The following is a 22,203-nucleotide window of genomic DNA, read 5'->3' on the forward strand; positions in this document are numbered from 1 at the left end:
ACCTTCTCAAACCGGTTTTGGGTTTCGTTCGGCGAAGCCTCGCTGGTGCCAGTACGGATAGGCGGGAGTGGTTGCGCTGGCCTCGTCGAGCCGGGCGATCTGCTCGGGGCTCAAGTTCCAGCCGACAGCAGCGAGGTTTTGGCGGAGTTGCTCCTCGTTTCGGGCCCCGATGATCACGGTCGAGACGCTCGGCCGCTGGAGCAACCAGTTGATCGCGATCTGCGGAACCGTCTTGCCGGTCTCTGCGGCGACCGCGTCGATCGCTTCCACGACCCGGTAGACCTGTTCGTCGGGGATCGGCGGCCCGGCGTCGTGAGCTTGCTTGTTTCGCAATCGGCTGACCTCGGGCAACGGTTGGCCGCGGCGGATCTTGCCGGTCAGCCGTCCCCAGCCGAGCGGGCTCCAGACGACCGCCCCGACGCGTTGGTCGAGAGCCAGCGGCATCAACTCCCATTCGTAATCGCGACCGACCAGCGAATAGTAGGCTTGGTGGGCGACGTAGCGGCTGAGCCCGTAGCGGTCCGAGACGGCCAGCGATTTCATCAGGTGCCAACCAGAAAAATTCGAGCAGCCGAGGTAGCGAATTTTGCCGGCACGCACCAAGTCGTCGAGCGTCTGCAGGACTTCCTCCACCGGCGTCACGGCATCGAAACCGTGAAGCTGATAAAGGTCGATGTAGTCGGTGCCGAGCCGCTTGAGGCTGCGCTCCACGGCCCGCGTCAAGTAATGCCGCGAGGAGCCGACGTCGTTCGGGCCGCTGCCGGTGCGAAACGTTCCCTTGGTGGAAACGAGAACTTGATCGCGGCGGCCTTTGATCGCTTGCCCTAATATCTCTTCGGCCAAACCTTGCGAGTAGGTGTCGGCCGAATCGAACATCGTCAGCCCCGCTTCGAGGCAGATATCAACCAGCCGTGTCGCCTCGGCGACATCGCTATCGCCCCAGGCCTTGAACATTCCGCCGCCGCCGCCAAACGTTCCGGTCCCCAAACTCAGGACCGGAACCTTCAATCCCGAGCCGCCCAATTGCCGGTATTCCATCGCGTGTTGCTCCTAGGGTGAAGGGCTGCGGGACGGGAGCTGCGCCGCGGCCCGCGCTTCCTCGGCGATCGGCCGGGGATGCCGGTGCAGTAGCGCCGCGGCCAACGCGAGCTCGCGAGCCCTTTCGCCCTGTCCAGCCGCTGCCAAGCGGTCGGCCGCGCACAGCAGCGGGCCTCCCTGCAGTGAGATTGGCAGCTGGTCGATTTTTTTCAACCACCCTGCCGCGGCCGCTTCGATTTGAGGCACGGCGGTTCGTCGCCAGAGGACGCAGTCGGCGAGCCGGGCAAGCCAGGGATGGGCATCGTCGCTGCTCAGTTCCCGGAGCGTCCGTTCGGCAGCCGTCCGGTCGCCGGTGCTGCCGAGCATCCAACTGGCGGCGACGAGTCGCACCTCCGGCTCCGCCGCATCCAGCTGACTCCGCGCGGCTGCCACGGCCGAAGCATCCGCCGCTCGAGCGGTCCAGCGGATCGGCAGCAAGCAGAGCATCGGAGTCGGCGGACGGCTCCGCGAGAGCTGGGCGATCAGCTCGAGGGCCGCCGGATAACGTCCCGCTTCGGCGGCGGCAAGCGCCATGTGGCCGGTCAGCCACTGTTGCTGCCATACCGGGGGGCGATCGCGGACCGCCTCGAGCAACAGCGGAATCGACTCGCCGTAGCGGCCCGCTTCAAAGGCCTCCATTCCTTGCCGAGCACTGGTGGTGGTCCAGCCCGGCTCGATCCACACGACCCGCTCCGAGGCGATCAACTCGAGCGAGTCTTCCCGCCGCCGTTCAGCTTCGCTCGCTCCTGGTTCTCCGGAATCGACCCGGAGCGACTCCGGGGTGAACTCCAGGACCTCGCCCGCTGTGTGCAGGATCGGCTGCGGTAACCAGCTCGAATCGCTGCCCGGCCGCGGCGGCGGTTGGTGCCAAATTTGGGTCCGAGCCGGTGGCTCGGCAGGCGTCGATTGGGCGAGCGCCGAGCCGCTGGCGAAGAGCATCGCGAGGGCGAGGATAGTCGCCTTTCGCTCCGCGAAAGTAGCGATCATGCGCAACTTTCGCGGAGCGAAAGGCGACTCTGTGTTCCGCGGCAAAGGAGCAGGCATCAGGAAGCGTTTCCAGGCATGGCGTCGAGCGTTTGGACTCGAATATAGCGATACTGGCCCCCGTTCTCCTCGGCCAAGGTTTGCAGGAAACTGTCTTCCGGAGTGACTCGATCGGTGCCGAATTCGATCGTATGAATGGTCGTTCCGCTGCGGCCGCTGCGGCTTCGCACCTCGTCGAGCTCGCGGCGATTGAGGCGGGGGATCCGGGCGTCGGTGAGAAAGAAGATCACGTCCGGCTCGAGCCGCAGCGCCATTTTGAGCGCGTCCATGTGTTCGGTCCCCCCGAAGGCCTGGATCGAACGCACGAAGGCTTCGGCGCGTTGCTTCATCGAATCGTCGGCGGGCAGCATCCAGTACGATTGGCCGCTCGGCTCGAAGTGGACCGGGCGGTGGTTATAAAAGATGATCTGAAAGGCGTGTTCGGGGCCGAGACCTCGGAGGCCTTTGATCATCTCCCGCTTGGCCGCCGCCAGGGCGCTGAAGCCATTCATGCTGTCGCTGCGGTCGAACACGAAGATGAAGCGTTGACCGGAGCCGGAGACTCCGAACAGGCTGATCGTCGCTGGCGATCCGCCGCCCTCGCCGTTCTCAACCGTGCCGCTCCCGCGGTCGACCGCCGGCTCCATCGCGTTGCCCCCGGTCGAGGGAGTCGGAGCGGGGGTCTCGGTCGCTTCGGCGAGCAACCCTTCGAGATCCAGGGGAGCCATCGCCGAAGGGGCAGCGGCGGCAGCGGCGGCAGCAGCTGTCGCTTCACTCGTCTCGCTCGCCTCCGCCGCGGTTTCCGCCGCTTCGGATTCCACCGCTTCGTATTCGGTGCGGTCGGGCATGCGGTGCGCGATGGCCACGCCCACTTGCCGATCCGGTTCGTCGCCGGTCCCCCCGCCGGGGCTGTCGACCCACAGGAACAGCAGCAGCATCAGGATGCAGTGCAACAGCATCGACATCGCCCAGGCAGGAATGCTGCGCGGGTGCCGCGGCACGTCGCCGACCGGAACCGGTTCGGACGACGAGTCGTCGCTGGAGGTCGATGGGGCGGATTTGAACACGAGTGGACCGCGCGGGCGAGAAACGGGGCAGCGGGCGAGAAACGGGGCAGCGGGCGAGAAACGGGGCAGCGGGCGGGGGTGATTTCCAAATGCTCGGCCGAGCCGGGGTTCAGGAGCCGCCCCCAACACTGCATGATAGGGCATTCGACCTCCGCACAGGCGACTCCGAGAACATGTCCGTCACCTTTCTTCGTACATTCCTACGACGCCCCGGCCAAGTTGGTGCGATCGCTCCGAGCTCCCGACACCTGGCGGCCGCGATGGTCGACTGGTTCGATTGGGAGCAGGCCCGCGGGGTCGTCGAGTACGGTCCCGGCACCGGGGTGTTCACCGAAGCGATCGCTCGCCGGCTGCACCCCGAGGCGCGATTTTTTGCGATCGAACGGAGCGAAGAGCTGTGCCGGGTGGTTCGGCAGCGGTGCCCGGCGGTGACCGTCTGTCAGGACAGCGTGGTCAATGTCGCCGAGCTCTGTCGCCAGCAGCAGATCGAGACGGTCGACGCGGTGGTCTGTGGGTTGCCTTGGGCCTCGTTTCCCGATGCGTTGCAGCGGGAGTGCCTGGACGCCTTGGCGGAGGTGCTCGTCCCCGGCGGCCAGTTCGCGACTTTCGCCTACTGGCAGGGAATGCTGATGCCCGCCGCCCACCATTTTCGCCGCCGCCTGGACGACTATTTTAGCGACATTCAGATGAGTCCCACCGTCTGGCGGAACCTACCGCCGGCGTTCATTTACCGCTGTCGCCGCTGACCCTTTCCCCCCATTCCGTAACTCCGCCCTTGGCGGCCGATCCATGTCCTTGATCCAACCCCGCACGCTCAAAGGTTTTCGCGACTATCTGCCCGAGACGATGATGCCCCGCGAGGAGTGCATGCAGATCGCGCGGCGGGTTTTCCGGCGATACGGTTTCGCTCCGATCGACACGCCGACGCTCGAGTACATGGAGATCCTCGGCGGCAAAGGGAGCGAAGAGACCGACCGGCAGATGTACCGGTTCACCGACCACGGCGGCCGCGAAGTGGGGATGCGGTTCGACCTGACCGTCCCTCTGGCGCGGTTTGCCGCCCAGCACATCGGCGTCCTCGGCACGCCGTTCAAACGCTATCACATCGCTCCGGTGTGGCGGGGGGAGAATACGCAGGCCGGACGGTACCGCGAATTCGTGCAGTGCGATTTCGATACGATCGGCACCGAATCGGTGGTCGCCGACACCGAGGCGGTCGTGGTCATCGATGACTTGCTCCGCTCGCTCGGCTTCGAGCGGTTTCGGATCCACTTGAACAACCGCCAGATTCTGAGCGGGCTGCTCGAACATCTCGGCTTGCTCCAGGCTTCGGTGCCGGTCCTGCGGGCTCTCGACAAGCTGGCCAAGATCGGTCCCGACGCGGTGGCCGAGGAGATGCGTTCGACCGCGGGAGTGAGTGACGCGCAAGCCCAGAGCGTGCTGAAGCTCGCCGAGCTGAGCGGCACGACCGAAGAGACGCTCGCCGCACTGCCGAGCGTCACCGGTGGTAATCCGACAGCCGCGGCGGGAATCGAACGGCTCCGCGCGATCGTCCGTGGGGCGCAGGCCGCGGGCGTGGCCGAGGGACGGATTCGGCTGGACGTGGGGATCGCTCGCGGACTCGACTACTACACGGGCGTGGTCTTTGAGACTTTCTTGGACGATCTGCCTGGCATCGGCAGCGTTTGCAGCGGTGGCCGCTACGACAACCTGGCCGAGCTGTACACCAAGCAGCACCTCCCGGGAGTCGGCGCGTCGCTCGGCCTCGACCGACTGCTGGCCGCGATGGAGCAGCTCAAAATGCTCCCCGAAACCCGCACCCCGGCTCCGGTCTTCATTCCTTATTTCGATGCCGAGCGGATCGACGACTACTTGCGGATCGCTGCCGCCGTGCGAGCCGGTGGAATCGGAGCGGAGCTGTACCCCGAGCCCAAAAAGCTCGGTCAGCAACTGAAGTACGCCGACAGCCGCGGGTTCCGCGTGGCGGTGATCGCCGGAGGACGCGAGCTCGACGCCGGACGCGTGCAGGTCAAGAACCTTCAGCACAAAATCGCCACCGACGTCGACTTTACCCCGGAAGCCCCCGAAGCCCTGCTCGACGCGATCCGCCAAGTGATCGATCTGAGCGAAGCGACGCTGCTAGCCTAGCTCTCTCAAAAAAACCTTCCCCAGAGTCCCAAAAGGTTTCGCGGCATGACTCAGCGTCTCGCTCCTCTCCTGTTTCTGGTCGGGCTGTGGACGATCGCCGCGGGCTGCGCGCGGCAGCCTGCCGGCGAGGTCGTGGTCTACGCGACGGTCGACCAGGAGTCAGCCGCTCCGATCCTCTCGGCATTCACGCGCAGCGAGGGAAAGGAGATCAAGCCCCGCGCCGTCTTTGAATCGGCGTCGATGCCCGAATTGTCCATGCAGATCATCCTCCACGCGAATGGACTGGAGGAACGAGTGCAGGGCGATCTGTTTTGGGACGATGCAGTGCTAGAAACTCTGCTGTTGCAAGAGCGAGGGCTGTTGGCGCCGCACGACTGGGACGTGCCTGCCGATTGGCCCGCGATCGCGGAGGATCGCACTTGGTGCGGCTTTGCCGCTCGAGCCCGCGTCCTGATCGTCAACGAAACGCTTCTTCCCAATCCGGCCGAGCGGCCGACGAGCGTCCTGGATCTGGCCGATCCGCGGTGGCGTGACAAGTGTGGCATCGCCGAACCGTGGCGGTGGGGCGGGACTTCCGCGACCCATGCGGCGGTTCTCTACGAACAGCTCGGCGGTGAGGAGTTCGAGAAATTTTTTGCCGCGGTCGCCGAGAATGCAAAGCTGCTCCCGAGCAACTCCAGCGTGGCCCAGGCGGTCGCCCAAGGCCGGCTGGCGTGGGGAGTGACCGACAGCGACGCGGCGATCCTTGAGCGCGATGGTCGGATGCCGGTGGCGATCATTTTCCCCGACCAGCAACCGAACCAGTTCGGCACGCTGCGAATCCCCAACACGGTGGCGATTCTCAAGGACGCACCCCATCCGCTTGCGGCCAAGCTTCTGGCCGACTACCTCGTCAGCCCCGCCACCGAAGAGCGATTCGCCATGGGGGACGGCGCCCAGATTCCCCTATCCCGCAGCGCCACTTATCAACCCCGCGTGCTCCCGCCCGAAGGAGCACGCTGGATGGAAGTCGACTTTCAATCCGCCGCCAAAAGCTGGAGCAAGGCCAATGAAATTCTGGTCCAGACATTCATCCCCGAATAGGTTTCAGGGAGCCGGTAGCCGGTAGCCGGTGGCAGGTAGCCGGTGGCCGGTAGCAGGTAGCCGGTAGCCGGTAGCCGGTAGCCGGTAGCAGGTAGCAGGTAGCAGGTAGCATTGAGATTTGAAATTTGAGATTTGATATTTCAAATATGAACTTTGTTCTCACTCTTCACTCTTCACCCTTCACTCTTCACTCTTCACTCTTCACTCTTCACCAGCAGTCTTCGTTCGTCGCGGTCGTAGCCGACAATTTGGGCTGGTCCGCTCCAGCGTTTCTGTCGCTCGATGTCGGCGACCTGGGAGAGCGAGAGGCCTCTGATGTGCAGCATGATTGGCTGCGGCGGATCGGGATAAGTCGCCAGGAAATTCGTTCCCTCGCGGTCGGCGAAGGAGGGTTCGTCGGAGTCGGCGTAGAGGCTTCGGCGCTCGATGTCGACCGATACGTTCATCACGAGGCCCTGCACCGCTTCGACCACCTGGTCGATCATCTCAAATTGTTCGCGGTTGGCCCAAACTAGATTCACCGTTTCCTCGAAGCTGACGCCTGCCGGTTCAGGGGAATCCTGCGGCAGCGGAGTGGACGGATTGCTCCCTTGCTCGCCGAGCCCCGCAAAGGCGTCGTTCCCCAATTCGGCGTCGCGGGCCCCAGGGAGCAGTGCCGCGGCGGCGGCCGGTTGTGTCGGGGGAACCACCTTGATTTTTTGTTCCTCGACCCAGTCGGGCCAACGGGGGATATCGATGCGGAGCTTCGCCGTCCACTCGATGTCGTTGTCCGACAAATCGATCGAATAGATGGGCCGCATCGGCAGCGTCGCTTCGATCGGGAAGCGATGTTCCTTGTCAGCCTGCAATTCTCCCGCGGCCATCACGGAGATCCGTTCCTCGTGCACCGTCTCCGCATGCGTCGTTCGGTTGGTCCCTGAACCGGAAACGCAAACTTCCTTGGCGTGCAGGTGCATCGTGATTCCGTTGAGGGTGATGTTCTTCTTTGGTTTGACGACCAACTCCGCACGGACCGTTTCGCCTGGACTGAGGCGCGGCGTATCGAGTCGGAATTCGACGGGACCGAGCCGACGTTTGGGCAGGACTTTGCGGAAGAACCACCAACCGCCGCTGAAAACGGCGACGACGGCCCCAAAGCACCAGAAAAACGGATTGAGCAAAAAGACCAGCCCGAACACGATCAAAAAGAGGGTGATCAGAAAAGTCGCGATCGGGCCGTTCGATTTCGCCTTCACTTCCGGGGCTCCCGACTCGGGAGCGGAAGTCACATAGACGCGAAACGGGTGGGCCACGGTGGGATCGAACTTCCAGGGCAGTTTGGCGGTGGCCCGAACCACATGCTCCACCGTCAGAAAGCTGCCGTGATAGGTCGGAGGCCAAGTGCCGCTGGCGAGATCGAACTCGTACCGGTAGGTCTCGCCTGCCCGCCACTCGCCCTCAAAAGCCGTCACCGAATCGACTTCGCCCGAATCGATATTGCCACGTCCATGGGTTTCCCAACGGGTGCTGATCTGCAGTCCCTTGCAATTAAAATCGCCGTCGGGCCGGACCACGACCGTCCCACGCACGCGCTCGCCCCCGCGGACGATGCGGTCGCCGTCGGCCATCTCAATCGACAAATCGCACTTTGCCATGCTTCGTTCTCGTCAAAATATGCAGCTGGTCGTACAGGTAGGATTCGATCGCGCGAATGTTATTTCCAAATCTCCCAATCAATCGTTCGGCATCCTGCTGACTGATGCGAGGAAGTTCGCCGGGTCGCAGTCGCGCGAGCTCGATCCGGCGATTGAGGATCTCCACGAGCCGCCGGGCGTCCAGGTGCTCGGAGACGTCGATCGTTCGCACCCGGTAGCCGGCTCGCTCGAGCGGGCCCGCGAGGTCGACATGGGTGCCCAGGATCAAAGGCACGCGGCGTCGCAAGACGCGGCGGCGCACCAACCACGGCAGTCGCTGCGCCTCGTCGATCAAGAGCGGAACGCCCACGGGAATCGCCGGAGTCGGTGCGTCGGCGGCGAGGTAGACATAGGCGGAGTCGGGAAGCTGAGTCTGCAGGGTCAGCAGGTGCGTCGTCTTGCCCCGCCCGCAGTCCCCCATGAACTGTAGCGCCCGCATGGAGCAAGCTTTCGTACTCCGACGGGCCTCAGCGGCTGATGGGGAGGGAGCGTGCGGCTCTGCGGCCTGAATCCAAGGAACGAGCTCGTCGGTTTCAACGACCGCCGCGGCAGCACGTTGCTGGCGGGTCAATTCGCCAAACGGGTTGTAACGCAGATTCAGGTGGGCCAAGGGGAGCCAGGCCAGCGAGCCTCCGTCGGCTGATCGAAGCTCCACGCTTTCGCTCATTCGCATCGCTGCCGCCGTCGTTTCCAAATCATATTCCCGTGATCCCATATCGTGAGCCGAAGGCGCTAGCCTCGGGCCCTTTGAGCCGTAGGCGCTAGCCTCGGGCCTCTTGAGCCCATCGTTTCGGCTGCAGAACCCGCGGCTAGCGCCGTCGGCTGCAGAACCCGCGGCTAGCGCCGTCGGCTCAGGGATCCTTGAGCTTTGTTTCGTGCTCCCCCCTTCTCTATTTTTCCTTAATCTTGGCGGAACATCGACTTTAAACGGAGGGCTGCGGGATCTGTAGCGGTTAAAACGTTGGCGGCAGCCGGAGGGGAAGATACGATGGCGACGGCATTCGCAGCGCAGCGCGGACTCGCTCTTTCGCCGGAGGAGTGCCGTGTGCTGTTGCGTCGGATGCTTTTGAATTGATGCTTTTTCCCGCCAACACGAGTCCCACCATGACGCTCTCACCAAACGTTTTCCGTTCCGCCCGCTGGCTGATGTTGGTGGCGGCGAGCCTCGTTCCCGTCGCCGCAAATGCCGCGGAGCTCCCCGGGGCCGCCAAAGTAATCGACGCGGCTGAATACGCTTCGCTGCAGGCGGCTCTCGATGCCGTTCCCGCCGAAGGTGGTTATGTGCGGATCCCGCCGGGCCGCTTCGAAATCAGTGAGCCGCTGCAAGTTCGGACGACCGATACCACGATCGTCGGTGCCGGATCGGCCACGCAGTTGATCAATACCAATGAAGAGGGCAAGCCGGCAATCCTCGTCGGCAAACCCGAGTTCGCAGGCCGGGCAACGCCAAAAGCCGAACGGTTATGGCGGGTCGAGTTGGCCGAAATGCGAATTTTGGGCAACGAGAAAAGTGGGGCGGGAATCGAAGCCCATTATATCGAAGAGATCTTCATCCACGACCTGAGCCTCACCGAGCATGGAAGCCACGGTATTCTGCTGAACCACTGTTACGAAGACCCACGCCTCAGCGACAATCTGCTCACCTATAACGCCGCCGACGGCATTCATCTCATTGGGTGTCATGATATCGTCGTCTCGGCCAACCATTTTGAGGAGAATCAAACGGGGTTGCGGTGCCTCGACGGTTTTAACCTCACCATGAATGGCAATAACCTCGATGACCATCTGGGTGACGGCGTGATCATCGAAAATACGTATGGTTCCGTGTTGTCGGGCAACATGATCGAAGAATGCCAAGGATGGGCGATCATCATCGACCGCGACTGCTATGGAATCACGATGTCCGCTAACGTGATTGCTCACGATTTTGCTGGCGGGATCGATCTCCGCGACGCTCACGGTTGTGCGGTCACCGGGAACTCGTTTCCGCTGGTCAAGAACGCCGCGGTCGCCGTCCGCAAAGACTCTGGGCGGATCGCGATCACTGGTAACGCCTTCAGCGACTCTTATATCGGCGACGGCAAAACCCGCCGCGGGACCGAATCGACCAGCCTGGAGGAGAACCCCAACGAAGCGACTGGAATCCTGCTCGAGACCACCTCGCCGGTCGCCATCTCCGGAAACCTCTTCAGCGGCCTCAAAACGCCGCCGATCCGCAGCGAAGCCGAGCGGCAAGGCGACGAAGCGAACAACGTCTTGGTGACCGACGAGGCGGACAAGCAGTAAGAAACCCTCGGAGCGGATCGGTTCGCCTGCAGGTTGTTTATAGTGGGGCAATGCAATTGCTTTCACCCATGCAAGCTGAGGGAATTCGGTCATGAAGAAGGGTTGGAACTGGAGCAGTGGGAGCTGGATGCTCGTTCTGCTGGCGGGGCTGGTAGGCTCGTTGAGCGGCGGAGCGTCGCTTTGCTCGGCGAGTGAGTCGGCGAGTGAGTCGGCGAGTGAGTCGGCCGGTGCAGCGACGCCTCGCCCCAACATCCTGTGGATCACCAGCGAAGACAACGGCCCGCAGCTTGGGGCCTATGGTGATGCGTACGCCGACACCCCCAATCTCGACCGCTTGGCGGAGCGGAGTTTGCGGTACCAGACGTGCTGGTCCAACGCTCCGGTTTGCGCCCCGGCGCGGACCGCCCTGATCAGCGGCATGTATCCGACCAGCACGGGCGGTCAGGCGATGCGGAGCCGCGTGCAGCTGCCCGACTCGATGGAGCTCTATCCGACGCTGATGCGGCAGGCCGGTTACTGGTGCACCAACAACAGCAAGACGGATTACAACGTCAAGACCCCCGAGGACCTCTGGCACCAGTCCAATCGGCAGGCCCATTGGCGCAATCGACCTTCGGCTGAGATGCCTTTCCTGTCGGTCTTTAACATTACCGTCAGCCATGAAAGTCAGCTCCGCAAACGGCCGCACACGCTGGTTCACGATCCAGCCAAAGCGCCGCTGCCGGCCTACCATCCCGACACTCCCGAGGTGCGGCACGATTGGGCTCAGTACTATGACAAGATGACCGAGATAGACGCGGGCGTTGGTGAGATTTTGGCCGAGCTCGAGGCCGACGGACTGAGCGATTCGACGATCATCTTCTACTACGGCGACCATGGATCGGGGATGCCACGGAGCAAGCGATGGCCGTACAGCTCCGGGCTCCGCGTTCCGCTGATCGTGCACATCCCCGAAGCGTTTCGCCAGCTGGCTCCGGCCGATTACCGAGCGAACGGGGTCAGCGATCGCTTGGTCTCGTTCGTCGACTTCGCTCCCACCCTGCTCAGCCTCGCTGGCGTCGAGCCGCCGGAGTACCTGCAGGGTGAGGCTTTCTTAGGGCCGCACGCGGGGCCAGCCCATGAGTACCTGTTCGGCTTCCGCGGGCGGATGGATGAGCGGATCGATCTCGTGCGATCGGTCACCGACGGACGCTTCGTCTACCTGCGGCATTTCATGCCCCACGAGATCTACGGCCAGCACGTTTCTTATATGTTTCAGACGCCGACGACTCAGGTCTGGGAACGAATGCACCGAGAAGGAAAGCTCGACGAGGTGCAAGCAAAGTTCTGGAAAGAAAAGCCGGTGCACGAGTTGTACGATCTGGCGAATGACCCGGACGAAGTCGTCAATTTGGCCGACGACCCCGCCCACGCCGAAACCCTCGAACGACTCGCCGCGGCGGTTCGCGGTTGGATGCTCGAAGTGCGTGACGTCGGATTGCTGCCCGAGGGCGAAATGCATCGGCGAGCCGAGGGGACCACGATCTACGAGATGGCTCAGGATCCGCAGCAGTATCCTGTCGAGCGAGTTCTGGCTATAGCCGAGCTGGCTTCGGATCGCCGCGAGAACCCGACGCAGGCATTGCTCGCCGCCACCGCAGATCCCGATTCCGCCGTCCGCTACTGGGCGGTGCTCGGGCTGACGATTCGAGGCGAGGCGGTTGCCGAGGCGGCCAGCGCGACGCTGCTTGCCGCTCTGGAAGATCGCTCGCCCGACGTCCGCGTTGCCGCGGCCGAAGGACTCGCCCGCTACGGCAGCCCCGAGCAGCGCGGCCGCGCTCTGCAAGTGCTGGCCGAGCTGTCCGACGTTCGCGAGCACAGCGAATACACCGCGATGGCTGCCCTGAATGCCATCGAAGCGCTCGGCGAAACGGCCGAACCGGTCCGCGCCACCATCGCCGCTCTCCCCAATACCTCCGGCCAAGAAGGGCCCCGAACCGAAAGCTACGTCGGACGATTGCTCAATACGATTAGGGGGGAAAGGTAGCAGGTTTCAGGTTTGAGATTTGAGAGTCCGGCAGGGGCCACGGAAGGACACGGAACGGCACGGAAAAGGGGGAAAGTCGTTAATAATTGTGCTCGTGCTCAGCGAAGCGGTGCTCGTGCTCGTGCTCGGATTCAGGGGGCACCACGAAGGACACGAAGGAATCTGAAAGATCAGATCGATCAGACCTGAGATTTCCCATTTCCGGTTGCCGTTCCTCCCCCTTCTTTTTCATCCGCGTTCTCCGTGCGATTCGCGGTCCCTCCCCTTTCCGTGCCTTTCCGTGTCCTTCCGTGGCCACCATTCGTGGTTTTCCCTCAGGCCAGCTATTACGCTCCGATGGAGGCGAGGCCCATCAGCAGCGCGATGATTAGACCGACGACGACGATCGAGACGAGGACTCCGACGATGTCCTTCACGCTCGGCCGGGAGAATTCGAGCTGCGTGCCGGGGAACAGCCGCCGATCGTTGAAGCGGCTCGGGTTGCGATACGATTCTTCGAGCCGCTGGTGATCGACTGCCGGATCGGGATGCACTTCGGTCTTCATCTTGGCGTAGTAGCGGTCGAGCGTTGCCTCGGAGTTGCGCGGCGTGATGAAGCTGACCAGGATCAGGAACACGAACGGCAACAGGAGTCGCGAGGGGAGCCGCAGGGTCTCGAGCGTTGCCGGCGAGACCGCCGCCAAGTCGACTCCCAGCCCCCGGTAGACGAGGAAGTCGAGCCGCAGCGGTCCCTGCCCCTCGAGCGGTCCGGCTTGGCGTCGGACCGTCACGCGGGTATTGTCCTCTTCGTACTCTTCGACGACTTCCAGCTGCGGCTGGCCGACCGGCACCGTGCTGTCCCAGAAGATGGCCTGGCCCCCGCGCTTCGTCGTGAACTCGGCCTGCTCACCGAGCGCTGCGTTGGCCGGTTCGGTCCCGATCGCCTTGAGAACTTCGTCCAACCGTTCGGGATCCTGATAGCGCTCCCGGGCTTCGGCGACCGCTTGCTCCCAGGCTTCGTGCTGGGCGACATCCGATGCGGTGACCGGCCGCGTCGTCGTGCGGGTCACTTCGTGCGTGGTGGTCGTCAGACGGGGGTCGGTGCGCAGCGACGGGGCGACCATCGGGAGCAGGGTCGGCAGGATGAAGAACAGTAGCGCTGAAAAACCGATCGTTGCCCAAACCGACGTGCGGTTGGCCCGCCGCCAATACATTCCGATCCAGAAGGGGGCGGCGAACAGAATTGGCAGCTCCACCGCCATCTTGAATTGCCCGAACACGTCGGCATAGGTCAGCGCCAGGCCAGCCGCGCCGATGATGATAATCAAGCCGGTCAGTCGGCCCACGGCGACATACTTTTTCTCTGTCGCATGCGGATCGATGTAGGCTGCATAGACATTGCGAACGACGAGCGCCGAAGTGACGATCATATAGGCATCGGCTGAGCTCATCATCGCTGCCAGCAGGCAGGCCAGCATCAAACCGACCAGCCCCAGATTCAGGGGGCCGAGGATCTCGCGGGCCGCCACGCCCCAAACGCGGTCCGGATCATTCGCGATCTCTGTGTTTCCGGCCAGCAGCGCGAGGGCGATCAATGCCGTCATCGCCCAGCCCACCGTGCAGAGCCGCTTCAGAAAATTGCCCACCAGCAACCCGACCCGCGCCTCATCCTCGCTCTTGGCCGAACCGCCGCCGGTAGCGATGAAGTGCGGCTGGACGACGATTCCCACCGTCACGAGGAGCGTCAAGGAGATGATGTAGTGCAACGGAAATTCGCCCGAACTCGGGCCAGCGAAGAGACTGAAGTAGTCTCCGGAGACCCGCTCGTGCATGATCCGGAAGCCTTCCATCATGCCATCGCTAGTTGGATCGCCAAACTTTGCGACCAAAGCCTTCAAGCCGTAGGGGATCAGCAGCACCGAAAGCAGAATGATGAAGATTCCCTGGATCAGGTCGGTCCAGTAAGCCGCGGTCAAGCCTCCCAGGACGCCGTAGATGATCACGATCCCCGCGATCAACGGGACCAGGATGTATCGCAATTCGAGCCCGGCGTATTCCTCGATGCCAATCAAGGGGACCGCGAATTTGGCGACCGCCGAAAACATGGTCGACAAATAAAACATGTAAAAGACGATCGCGAAGAGCGTATAAGCCGCTCCCAGGGAACGAGACTCATACCGTTCGACGAACCAGTCACCGAGTGTGAGATGTCGCATCCGGCGATACCAGACCGCCACGATCCAGTACAGCGGAGTGACGAACAGCCACATCAGCGCCGACCAAACTCCGCTGAGCCCGCTGGTCCATCCGGTGCGGCCGACCGTCACCGGCTCGTGAGCTCCGGTGCCGGCACCAAAGGCGGCGAACGTCTGCAGCAATTTGCCGAAGCCGCGGCCTCCCATGAAATAGTCTTCCTGCCCCTTCACACGCCGCATCGCCCATATCCCGATGCCGACCATCGTGCTGAAGTAAAGCACCAAAACGATGTAGTCGAGAATTTGCATCGGAGTACCAGAGAAGGCGGGTGGGAGGTGGGACGGGACAGCCAATCGTTTAACGGCAAGCCGAAGGCGACTGCTTTTCCGAAACACCGACGCCTTCGGCTCGCCGTTAAACGACCGAGTTTACTCTCCGTCGCAGCCGGGTTGGGTCGGTTGGCAACGGTACCGCGCAAAAAAAATGCAGCGAAGACCGTTGGTGTCTTCGCTGCAGTGTTGCGCTAGCGGTCGGGGAGAGGAGCGTTAGGCGCCCGGCTCCTCCGACATGTCCACGCCTTCGAGCCCCGCGTCAGGATCCTCGGACATCGGCACGCCCTGCGGTTCCGACTCCACGCCACCGCAACCGACCAGCGGAACTGCGACCAGCGTCAGGCAGAACACCAGAGAAAACGTTTTAAGCATGTGTCGCGTCATCAAAGTCCTTCTCCACGATTCAGAGTAATTGCCGATACACTCGATGGGGCTGGCGGGCCGCCCCGGCACAGTATAGCCGGGGCAAGCCGCCATGGGACCGGCCTAGGCGAGATCAGGGGAACTGCGCCACCATGCCGTCGCTGATTCCGCCGAGGTGCCGCCAAAGCACGATGTCGATGGTTTCCCCCACGAACCGGACCGAGCCGTCCCCGACCGCGACTTGAACACCACCCGGATGCAAGCTGCGGGCAGCATGCATGGCATCGCCGCTGTTCGAGTGGCAGTCCCAAAGCTTGGAGTTCGGGGCCATCAGCGTCGTGAAGGTCATCGACGAGGGGTGATAGCCTCGCAGCCACGTGTTACCCCGGGCGCGAGAACTGCTCGTGTCGTGTGAACCAGTGCCGCAACCGTTGTCGTTGGCTACGGCAGCGAGGTCGCCCGTTACGGGTGTAATCGCGTATCCGCTTTGCGATCGCAATGACGAGTTCACTGCAAGCCGAGGAAAGCCAATGACGCTCTCGGCCAAGGCGACGGTGTTGGACAGACCGTCAGTGACCGAAGCAAAGGTTGTCGTTTGGCCACGGACTGAGGAACTATTGGACATTTCCGTGAACATTCCCAAGCAGTTTGAACCGTTCACGGTAGTACCGGAGTCGGGTCCGACCGAGGCGAAGTAGTTGATGTGAGCCCACCCGCTACTCGCCGGACTGCCGCTGACTCGAGTCCCATCCGGAGCGGTCCATGCGACTCCCCCCATTCCGCCGTCGCTCGGGCACCGGAAGCTGGGGACGACGGTCAGTCGCGCAACGTCGAAGTTGCCATTGGGTTGAAACGAGTCGTCCCACCAGTAGGGAATGGTGTAGTCGAGGTTGTCATGCAGCGGTTGTTGCTCCATGAACGGCAGCACGCGAGCCGCCCAGTTGATGTTGTTGGTGTTCCAGGTGGAGGTTCCCGTCGCCGTGGCCAGCACGCTGTCGCGCACCCGCAGCGGAGGTAGGGCCTGGTAAACGTCGTGGTAGTTGTGCAGCGACAACCCGAGCTGTTTCAGGTTGTTCGAGCACGACATCCGCCGAGCCGCTTCGCGAGCTGCCTGCACCGCCGGGAGCAGCAGTCCCACCAGCACGCCGATGATCGCGATCACCACGAGCAGCTCTACGAGCGTAAAGCCGCGCCGAGTACTTCTCGATGCATCCATCTAAAGACCTCAAAAATGAAAGAAGGAAAAGGTCGCGGAAGAAGGCTTCGCCAAATGGCCGGTGTGGTCGCATCGGAAGCAGTCTGCCGCGGACAAGGGTGGGGCGGCACGGAGAATCCGGAAAGGAAAATAGGCCGCTGAGCGCCCTATCAGAAGTGCGAGCGGGTTACAACCGCGGTCGCAGAAGCCAGGCCCGCAGTGGGGTCCGACGTCGTTTCTAAATCCGGAAGATCCTCACAACCTAGATCCCCATCTACTCGGTTTTACGCCAGCCGAGAGTAGGGGTCAACAAAATTCTGGGGCAGCGAACGCTGCTAAAGGGACTGCTACGGCGTCTTAAACCGCCATGCGCCTACTCGCGAACCCGGATCCAGTGGTCGGTGAACGAGAGCCCCGGCACGATCTGGCTCTTGGGCATGTGGCACTCGATGCAGGAGGAATCGAGCGGCTCCGCCGAGCAGGGAGCGGCCCGCTGCGAGGCGAGCGGCCGGGCATGCGCGGCCGCTGAATCGGAGGCGACGCGATCCAGGATCGCTGCGGGCGAAACGTCTCCATGGCACTGCCGGCACTGGGCATTGAAGTACTCCGGTGCGGTCCGCGTCGGCAGGTGGGGATCGTGACAACTGAGGCAATCGAAGCGGGGAAAGCCCTCCCCCTGCTCCGGATCGTTGGCGACTTTAAAGCACGGGCTCAGGGCGAGTCCGACCGGAGCGAAGCGAACCAGGTGGGTGTGGGCGGGCGTCAGCTCGTCGGGCGTGAACTCATCGACCCGGCGATGGCACTCGCCACAGCGATTGATCGACTCGAGCGGACTCAGCTGGTCCCAGTCGACTCCCAAGGCCAGCTCGCCGTCGGAGGCAGCATGGCGGGCTGCCCCGGGATGGCACCGCGAACAATCGAGATTGATCACCGCGTGCTCCAGCTCCATCCGCCCCTCGGGCTGCGGCAGCCAGCTGGCGTGACAGCCGAAGCAACGCTCGGTCTCGGCGGCGTCGTGGTGCAGCCCGAGCGTCGGTGGACCATCGGCGATCCGGTCGCTGCCGGGTGTGCGGCCGATGCTGCCGTCGCGGAACCACGAGACGTGCAGCTGGGTCAAGTTGGGACGGCCGTCGAGATCCGGGTCGATCGAAACTGGCGTCAGCGCATGCTGCCCCGAACCAAAAATCCAATCGACTTCGATCGCGAATGGGACGTCGTCGGCGGCGAACCACAACTCGTCGCCGATCGACTCGAAGCGAAACCGCCGCCCTTCGAGCTCCACCGAGCGGCCCGCGAACCGGTCGAGCCACTCGGAGCCAGCGACGCGATGCAGCGTCCGCGCATGGGGAGCGGTGGCAAAGTCCTCGACCACTCCCGGATGGCACTCGGCACATGTCTGCGTTTTGACCAGCTCGGTCTCGGCTGCGACCACGGGACCAGGCAGCGTCGCCGCGTGGCTCCACCAGATCGCTCCGGCGATGATCAGCCCCAGGGCCAGGAAGGTCAGTGCCGCGGTCTTCACTGTTCTGCATCCTCCATCCGGTACTGGACCAAGATGCGAAGGTTCGGCGGGAGCGGACGAGCCGTGAGGCTGCGGCCGAGCTCCTGGGCGAACTCGTGCTGGCCGCTCTCGATCGCCCAACACACCCAAGCGTAGGCGAGTTGCGGGTGGGGGGAAACCGCGGCGGCGGGCGGCGGCGCTGCGGAGCGGTGAGCTTGCTCGCCAGCTGCTTGCAGGGCTGCCGCGGGGCCATCCGCCCAGTAAACCCGCAGCTGGCTGAGTAGCGTGCGTTTCGCCTCCGTCTCCTGCTCGTCGGCGTCCACTTCAGGCGGTTCTGCGGGCTTGGTTGCGGCTGCGAGCAGGGCGCTGGGCCGGCCGAGCCGCGGTGGGTCGCGAGGCTCGAGCTGTTCGATGTCGCTGCTCTGTGCGGCCCAGTCCCGCAGCCAACTCGCTTGGCCGGCGACCCGCCGTTCCTGGTGAGCCAGCTCCTCTTGGCAGTGGCGGATCTCGGCTTCGATGGCCCCGCTCTGCGGCCACCGTTGGCGGCCGACGAACAGCACCCGGAGGGCGGCGTAATGGAGCTCCATGGCTCGAAACGTGCGAGCTTGCCGGACGAGCAGCGACTCGCCGACGGCCGTTTCCCGCAGCCCAAACAGGTCGCGGTCGAACTCCGATCCGCTCGAGGGAGGAACGACGTAAGTCCACGGATCGAGATTGACCAGTTGACGGTAGCGAAGCACGGCGAGCAACTGGTCGGCGTACGCTGCGTCCCCTGCCCGGGCATAGGGGATCACGGGCGAGTCGAGCGAAAGCGGCTTCCAAATCGTCGGCTCGAGGGCTCGGACAAGCTCAAAACGATCGCTCGAAATGCACAGCAGCGACGTGTTGCGGAGCTGCAGGGCGAGCCAAAAGCCGCCCGGCGAGCGATCTTGCCGCCAGTACCGCGTCTGCCGGCCGGTGCGCAGGTCCACGAGCAAATGCTGGTGCTCGGCCAAGCGACCGCCGATCAAAGCTCGGCTCGGGACGTCCTGCAGTCGCAGGCCGGGCCTGTCACTCACCGGAGGAAGCGTCCAGGCCAACATCCCCCCGCTGCGGACATCGTCAGCGAAGGCAGTCCCCGCCGGACGCGTCTCGGCCAGGGCAATCTCCAGCAGCCGAGGGTCGAGCCGGGCGTCGATGCCCCAGCCGAGCGAGTCGAGCCGCCCGCTGAAAAACATCGCGAGGATCAGAGCGGCGGCGGTCGCAAGGGCGACTCCAGCACCTTGCGAACTCTTGCCGTCGTGGTGCTCCGAGGCGATCCGCCAGCGGTCGACCAAATCGCTCGCCAGCCACGCGATCGCGAGTGGGACGTTGGCCGCCGAAAACCAGGCGAGACCCTGCACGAACAGAAATTGGACAGCGCGGGTGCGACGTTCTCCCGACACCGCTCCCAGGGGGATCGAGCCCAGCCGCGCAGCCCCGACGCACCGCGCGAGCCAAAGGAGCGTCAGGATGAGTAGCGCGAGCGACGGAAAGCCCCAGGCGGCGCTCGGCAGCGGTGCCCAGGGCGTCTGCTCGAGCACCGCGGGCGAAACGGTCGCGGCTGGAAATAGCAACCGAACCGAGTCGGACCAGGCTCCCAGGCCTCGAGGATTAAGACTGCCGGCAACCCCCGCGACGAGCAGGGCGAGCGAGCCGAAGCGGAACGTCAGGGATTGCCTCAGCAGGGTCGCAGTGGTGGCGGTGACCAGCAGCAGCCCGGCCCCCAAACCGATTCCCCCGCCCAAGTTGCCCCAGGCGAAAAACAGCAGCCCGAGCCATGCCAGATGGCGCCGCAGCAATGGCTGCGCGGCGGCGAGCTCCTGGCGATCGGAGCGTTGCTCGGCGATCAGCGACCGGGCCCTGCTCGACCACGCCATGAGGAGCACGATCGCGATCACATCAAACCCGCCCGGGAGTGGGCTAAGTGCCGGGGAAATCGCCAGCAGTGCCAAGCCGCCCGTGAGCAAGGCTTCGAATCGCCCGGCTGCAATCCAACGCCAGGCCAGGAAGGTCACGATGGCGAGGCGAGCCACCATCAGACCGCCGGCCCCCAGAGCCGCGTACAGCAGATAGCCGGGGACGCCGCCGAGCCAATCCGCTTCCCGCGCCGTTTCGAGCGTCAGCAGGTCCGCGCTCGGCTGCACCGAACCGAGCAGGACTTGGCGGCCCCGGCTCAGCTGCCACCACAGATCCTCGCTGCAAATTGGCTGCAGCGCCGCAACCGCGGCGACGCTCAACGCTAAAACCAGCCCCAGAAGGTCGAGCCGCCGCTGCGTTTTGCTGGGAGTCGTGTTGGCCGCTGAACCAAGATCGGACGCCGAGGCTCGGGCCGGTGCGGACCGTCGAGCTTTTGCGGATCGCTGCGGCTGGGCCATGGGATAACTGACGGGGTGACGCACGACCAGCCGCCGCGCCTGGATTTTCGCATCCTTCGAGCCGTCGGCGCGAGCCTCGGGCTCAATCCGGTTTGCGTCCTGAAACAACATCGCATTGTAGCGGCGATGGACTGCGGGTTCGATCCGTTCGCCGACGCGACCGAACCCGCGGCTAGCGCCGTCGGCTCACCGCGACGCTGCATGGCTGACGGCTCAGCGGGTGGCCGCGACGTCGGTCACCCCTGGGATGGTGATCGGGAACCGCTCGTTCTCCGCCGTTTCTCGTCGGAGAATCTCCTTCGCCGCGGCGATGATTTCCTCCTGCTCGGCAGCGATGTCCTGCGACTCCGCCGGGTCGCGGCGGAGGTTGTAGACCTCCCAGTTTCCGGGCTTGTTGGAATGCAAGTTCTGCCGAACCACTTTGAAGTCTCCGATCCGTACCGCCACTTGTCCGCCATACCCGGTGAAGACCCAGACCATCGGCTTCCGCGACTCCGGAGCCGGTTCTCCATTGATCACCGACCAGATGCTTTCACCGTCCAGATTCGCCGGCCTCGACAGTCCCGCCGCATCGCACAGCGTGGGGAACCAATCGGCAAAGTAACTCGGTGCCTCTTCAACCGTGCCAGCCTGGCTTCCGTCGGGCAGGCGAACGATCATGGGCACGCGGATGCCTCCTTCATAAACGCTTCCCTTATAACCTCGCAGCCCCGCGGTGCTATTGAAGAATTCGCCGTCGACTCCTCCCACGTGGAATCGCGGGTCGTTGCCTCGCGGATGAGTTGTCCCATTGTCGCTCGTGAACACGACGAGCGTCCGGTCGGCGACTCCCGTTTTTTCCAGCGTGGCCATCACTCGGCCCACGTAGCCATCGAGGTCCGAGATCATCGCTGCGTAGCCCGCTCGGGGACGCGGGTGGGGAAGATATCCATTTTGGCCGCGGTAGGCCTTATCATCCCAGGCCTCGGGGAATTTTTCGACCGAATCCTTGGGCGGGTGCATTGCCACATGCGGCTCGGTGAAGGGGAGATAGAGAAAGAAAGGTTTGGATCGGTTCGCTTCGATGAATTTTTCCGCCTCGGCGATCATCAATTTCGGCGCGTAGGTTTCGCCGATCCAGTCCTCGAGCCGAACTTCGCCCTTGGGTTGTTTCTGGTGTCCAGGGATCGGATTCTCGTTGATCACGATCCGTTCGCGGTTTCGCCACAAGTGAGGTGGGTAGAAGCTGTGGGCGACGCTTTGGCAGTTATAACCGAAGAACAAGTCGAAACCTTGGTCGTTCGGATCTCCACTGCTGCCGACCGGACCGAGTCCCCACTTTCCCATTGCGCCGGTCGTGTAACCTGCCTCGCGAAACGCTTCGGCGATCGTGACGGCTTCAGCCGAGATGGGATACTGCCCTTCATCGAATTGCGGAAGAACTTTGGGGGCGGAAAGATTGCTGCGAATTTCCGCATTGCCCAGGTGCCGTCCCGTCAAAAGCACGCAACGAGCTGGAGCGCAGACGGGCGCGCCGGTGTAGTGCTGAGTGAAGCGAACGCCTTGAGCGGCCAAGCGATCGATGTTCGGAGTGGGGATCTTCTCCTGGCCATAACATCCCAGCTCACCCCAGCCGAGATCGTCGGCCAAGATAAACACGACATTCATGCGAGCGCGGTCAGCGCTGTTCGTCTCGCTCGCACGCGATTCGTCGGCACAGGCGTCGCGGCCCAAGCAGACGCCTAGAAGCAGAATTGCAATTGCGGTCAAACAACGCATGGAAGTTCTCGCAGGGTGGGAGGGAGGTGAAGGGAGTGCTTACTATCGCGGGCTCTCCTCAGCCGCCACGCGCTAGCGTCCGGTTCGAGGGCGTCGCGAG

General features: G+C 63.6%; 16 protein-coding genes. 5 read left to right on the top strand and 11 right to left on the bottom strand.

Annotated features, from left to right (window positions below):
• Positions 1–6 precede the first annotated feature (6 nt).
• The 3 genes from GNK13_RS18300 to GNK13_RS18310 are packed head-to-tail and all read right to left on the bottom strand — an operon-like array spanning position 7 to position 3,167.
• Complete coding sequence (locus GNK13_RS18300) at positions 7–1,038, bottom strand: aldo/keto reductase (RefSeq protein WP_164104001.1); 1,032 nt, start codon at positions 1,036–1,038, stop codon at positions 7–9.
• Positions 1,039–1,050: 12 nt separating this feature from the next.
• Complete coding sequence (locus GNK13_RS18305; protein ID WP_164104002.1) at positions 1,051–2,064, bottom strand: tetratricopeptide repeat protein; 1,014 nt, start codon at positions 2,062–2,064, stop codon at positions 1,051–1,053.
• A 56-nt stretch (positions 2,065–2,120) separates the two neighbouring features.
• On the bottom strand, positions 2,121–3,167 hold the full coding sequence (locus tag GNK13_RS18310; RefSeq protein ID WP_164104003.1) for a hypothetical protein: 1,047 nt from the start codon (positions 3,165–3,167) through the stop codon (positions 2,121–2,123).
• 173 nt (positions 3,168–3,340) lie between these two features.
• Between GNK13_RS18310 and GNK13_RS18315 the strand changes: the two genes are divergently transcribed.
• Genes GNK13_RS18315 through GNK13_RS18325 form a run of 3 tightly spaced genes read left to right on the top strand, consistent with a single transcriptional unit; the run spans position 3,341 to position 6,398 of the window.
• Complete coding sequence (locus tag GNK13_RS18315) at positions 3,341–3,913, top strand: class I SAM-dependent methyltransferase (protein WP_164104004.1); 573 nt, start codon at positions 3,341–3,343, stop codon at positions 3,911–3,913.
• A 49-nt stretch (positions 3,914–3,962) separates the two neighbouring features.
• Positions 3,963–5,315 (top strand): histidine--tRNA ligase, encoded by a 1,353-nt coding sequence (gene hisS / locus GNK13_RS18320; RefSeq protein WP_164104105.1) that lies wholly within the window; start codon positions 3,963–3,965, stop codon positions 5,313–5,315.
• Positions 5,316–5,360: 45 nt separating this feature from the next.
• Entirely contained in the window at positions 5,361–6,398 is a 1,038-nt protein-coding gene (locus tag GNK13_RS18325; protein WP_164104005.1) for an extracellular solute-binding protein, read from the top strand.
• A 194-nt stretch (positions 6,399–6,592) separates the two neighbouring features.
• On the opposite strand, the gene GNK13_RS18330 is transcribed toward GNK13_RS18325, so the two are convergent.
• The gene (locus tag GNK13_RS18330) at positions 6,593–8,032 is read right to left on the bottom strand and encodes a sporulation protein (protein ID WP_164104006.1); all 1,440 of its coding nucleotides are present in this window, start codon (positions 8,030–8,032) and stop codon (positions 6,593–6,595) included.
• Positions 8,007–8,786 carry a hypothetical protein gene (locus tag GNK13_RS18335; RefSeq protein WP_164104007.1) on the bottom strand — a complete coding sequence of 260 codons (780 nt, stop codon included), beginning with the start codon at positions 8,784–8,786 and terminating at the stop codon, positions 8,007–8,009. Before GNK13_RS18335 ends, GNK13_RS18330 begins: the two co-directional genes overlap by 26 nt.
• A 389-nt stretch (positions 8,787–9,175) precedes the next feature.
• Here GNK13_RS18335 and GNK13_RS18340 point away from each other — a divergent pair, with 389 nt between their 5' ends.
• Together GNK13_RS18340 and GNK13_RS18345 are read left to right on the top strand one after the other, a co-directional pair.
• The gene (locus GNK13_RS18340; protein WP_164104008.1) at positions 9,176–10,357 is read left to right on the top strand and encodes a right-handed parallel beta-helix repeat-containing protein; all 1,182 of its coding nucleotides are present in this window, start codon (positions 9,176–9,178) and stop codon (positions 10,355–10,357) included.
• 91 nt (positions 10,358–10,448) lie between these two features.
• Positions 10,449–12,383, top strand: coding sequence for a sulfatase-like hydrolase/transferase (locus tag GNK13_RS18345; RefSeq protein WP_235935329.1), 1,935 nt, complete (start codon positions 10,449–10,451; stop codon positions 12,381–12,383).
• Between the two features lie 326 nt (positions 12,384–12,709).
• Here GNK13_RS18345 and GNK13_RS18350 read toward each other — a convergent pair whose 3' ends face one another.
• From GNK13_RS18350 to GNK13_RS18375, 6 genes are all read right to left on the bottom strand, one after another.
• On the bottom strand, positions 12,710–14,866 hold the full coding sequence (locus GNK13_RS18350) for a sodium:solute symporter family protein (protein WP_164104009.1): 2,157 nt from the start codon (positions 14,864–14,866) through the stop codon (positions 12,710–12,712).
• Between the two features lie 237 nt (positions 14,867–15,103).
• Positions 15,104–15,274: a hypothetical protein gene (locus GNK13_RS18355; RefSeq protein ID WP_164104010.1), complete on the bottom strand. Its 171-nt coding sequence runs from the start codon at positions 15,272–15,274 to the stop codon at positions 15,104–15,106.
• Positions 15,275–15,386: 112 nt separating this feature from the next.
• The gene (locus GNK13_RS18360; RefSeq protein WP_164104107.1) at positions 15,387–16,469 is read right to left on the bottom strand and encodes a DUF1559 domain-containing protein; all 1,083 of its coding nucleotides are present in this window, start codon (positions 16,467–16,469) and stop codon (positions 15,387–15,389) included.
• Between the two features lie 352 nt (positions 16,470–16,821).
• A complete protein-coding gene (locus GNK13_RS18365; protein ID WP_164104011.1) occupies positions 16,822–17,970 on the bottom strand; it encodes a multiheme c-type cytochrome in 1,149 nt (382 codons plus the stop codon).
• Positions 17,967–20,456, bottom strand: a complete 2,490-nt coding sequence (locus tag GNK13_RS18370; RefSeq protein WP_164104012.1) for a hypothetical protein — start codon at positions 20,454–20,456, stop codon at positions 17,967–17,969. The genes GNK13_RS18365 and GNK13_RS18370 overlap by 4 nt, the downstream gene beginning before the upstream one ends.
• A 102-nt stretch (positions 20,457–20,558) precedes the next feature.
• Positions 20,559–22,103 (bottom strand): arylsulfatase, encoded by a 1,545-nt coding sequence (locus GNK13_RS18375; protein ID WP_164104013.1) that lies wholly within the window; start codon positions 22,101–22,103, stop codon positions 20,559–20,561.
• Between the last annotated feature and the right edge of the window lie 100 nt (positions 22,104–22,203).

The organism is Candidatus Laterigemmans baculatus (genome assembly GCF_010367455.1).
GTDB lineage: Bacteria > Planctomycetota > Planctomycetia > Pirellulales > Pirellulaceae > Laterigemmans > Laterigemmans baculatus.